This is a genomic window from Cellulomonas sp. A375-1 (assembly GCF_001040865.1).
Lineage (GTDB): Bacteria > Actinomycetota > Actinomycetes > Actinomycetales > Cellulomonadaceae > Cellulomonas > Cellulomonas gelida.
In genome coordinates, this window is sequence record NZ_LFKW01000122.1 from 1 (window position 1) to 2,144 (window position 2,144).

The 2,144-nt window shown below is 71.6% G+C and carries 1 protein-coding gene and 1 pseudogene; one reads left to right on the top strand and one right to left on the bottom strand.

Features of this window, described 5'->3' with window-relative positions:
- Positions 1-357: pseudogene (locus tag CWIS_RS12505) on the bottom strand (glycoside hydrolase); the annotation flags it as partial.
- 456 nt (positions 358-813) lie between these two features.
- Here CWIS_RS12505 and CWIS_RS12510 point away from each other — a divergent pair.
- Complete coding sequence (locus CWIS_RS12510) at positions 814-2,136, top strand: bifunctional o-acetylhomoserine/o-acetylserine sulfhydrylase (RefSeq protein WP_048343642.1); 1,323 nt, start codon at positions 814-816, stop codon at positions 2,134-2,136.
- Positions 2,137-2,144: the final 8 nt, after the last annotated feature.

Here is a 2,144-nt window from a genome sequence, read left to right on the forward strand (position 1 = left end):
ACGCGCGATCGCGACGAGCTCGCGGCGCGCCTTCTCGGCGGCGGCGGCGGCCTCGTCGGACCGGTCCTGCGCCTGGGCGGCGGCGTCGTGCGCGACCTGCGCGTCGGACATCGCCTGCGTGTAGGCCTCGCCGGCCTGCTGGACCTCGAGCTCGGCGGCGTCGGCCTCGGAGCTCAGCTGCGCGAGGCGGATCTCCATCTCGGCGACCGAGCGCTGCGCACGACCGACCGCGGCCTGCGCCTGGCGCACGTCGTCGTCGGACGGCGCGCCCGGGTCGGCGACGGCTCCCGGCGTGCTGACGAGCAGCAGCCCGACCGTCGCTGCGGCGAGCGCACTCGCGCCCCGTGCTCGTCGCACGGCCCCTCGTTCGCCCACGTCGTCGTGCCCCTTCCAGCGGTCCCTGCTCGTGCGTGCCCCTGCGCACGCCACCGGCGGTGACGGACGCGCTCTGCGGACGCTACCTGCGGGAGCCCCAGAAGTGAACACCAGTCACAACAGTCCCACCTTTCACACTAGTCACATATCGGACGAACCGGATGGACGAGACAGGGGATGTTCACCATGCGAGACGGGCGTTTCACGTTGCGGTACGTGGTGCCTACTCTCACCCCATGCCCTGCCGTCGAATGTGTCGCTGACGCGCACGTTCGGCCTGCCCGCCGGCTGCTCGACGTCGATCCGACGAGCACACCGACGAAGGTCCAGCGGGGCCCTCCCCGTTCGAACCGTGCGCGACCCTCCCCTCTCCCGCGGGACGGACGTCGGCTGCCCGAGCTCCCCGCGGATCCCCTTCCCGCCACCAGGAGCACGCAGATGAGCAACGAGAACTGGAACTTCGAGACCCGTCAGGTCCACGCCGGCCAGACGCCCGACCCGACGACCGGCGCCCGCGCGCTGCCGATCTACCAGACGACGTCCTACGTCTTCCCCGACGCCGGCACGGCCGCCGCGCGCTTCGCGCTGCAGGACCTCGGCCCGATCTACACGCGCATCGGCAACCCCACGCAGGAGGTCGTCGAGAACCGCATCGCCTCGCTCGAGGGCGGCGTCGCCGCGCTGCTCGTGGCCTCCGGCCAGGCGGCCGAGACGCTCGCGATCCTCAACGTCGCCGAGGCGGGCGACCACGTCGTCGCGAGCCCGTCCCTCTACGGCGGGACGTACAACCTGCTGCACTACACGCTGCCGAAGCTCGGCGTCGAGACGACGTTCGTGACCGACCCGCACGACGCCGAGGCCTGGCGCGCGGCGATCCGCCCGAACACCAAGGCGTTCTTCGCCGAGACGATCCCCAACCCCAAGTCCGACGTGCTCGACATCGAGCTCGTCGCGGGGGTCGCGCACGAGTACGGCGTGCCGCTCATCGTCGACAACACGGTCGCGACGCCCTACCTCATCAACCCGCTCAAGTGGGGTGCCGACGTCGTCGTGCACTCGGCCACCAAGTACCTCGGCGGGCACGGCTCGGCGATCGGCGGCGTGATCGTCGACGGCGGCTCGTTCGACTACGCGCAGTACCCGGACCGCTTCCCGGGCTTCAACTCGCCGGACCCGTCGTACCACGGCCTCGTGATCGCCGAGGCGCTCGGCGTCGGCTCCGCGTTCGGCGCGAACCTGTCCTTCATCCTCAAGGCGCGCATCCAGCTCCTGCGCGACCTGGGCGCGGCGATCTCGCCGTTCAACGCGTTCCTCATCTCGCAGGGCATCGAGACGCTGTCGCTGCGCGTCGAGCGGCACGTCGAGAACGCGACGAAGGTCGCGCAGTGGCTCGAGGCGCGCGACGACGTGCTCGGCGTGCACTACTCGGGCCTCGAGTCGAGCCCGTGGCACGCCAACCAGGTCAAGTTCGCGCCGCGCGGCGGCGGCGCCGTGCTCGCGTTCGAGATCGAGGGCGGGTCGGCGGCCGGTCAGGCGTTCGTCTCCGCGCTCGAGCTGCACTCGAACGTCGCGAACATCGGCGACGTGCGCTCGCTCGTCATCCACCCCGCGTCGACGACGCACAGCCAGCTCACCCCGCAGGAGCAGGCGCTGTCCGGCGTGACGCCGGGCCTCGTGCGCCTCGCGGTGGGCATCGAGCACATCGACGACATCCTCGCGGACCTCGAGGCGGGCTTCCGGGCCGCCAAGGGTGCCGCCTGACGCTCGTC

Excerpts from the sequence above, each read along its gene's own strand:
- CWIS_RS12510 (WP_048343642.1), top strand. The coding sequence starts at position 814 with ATGAGCAACGAGAACTGGAACTTCGAGACCCGTCAGGTCCACGCCGGC.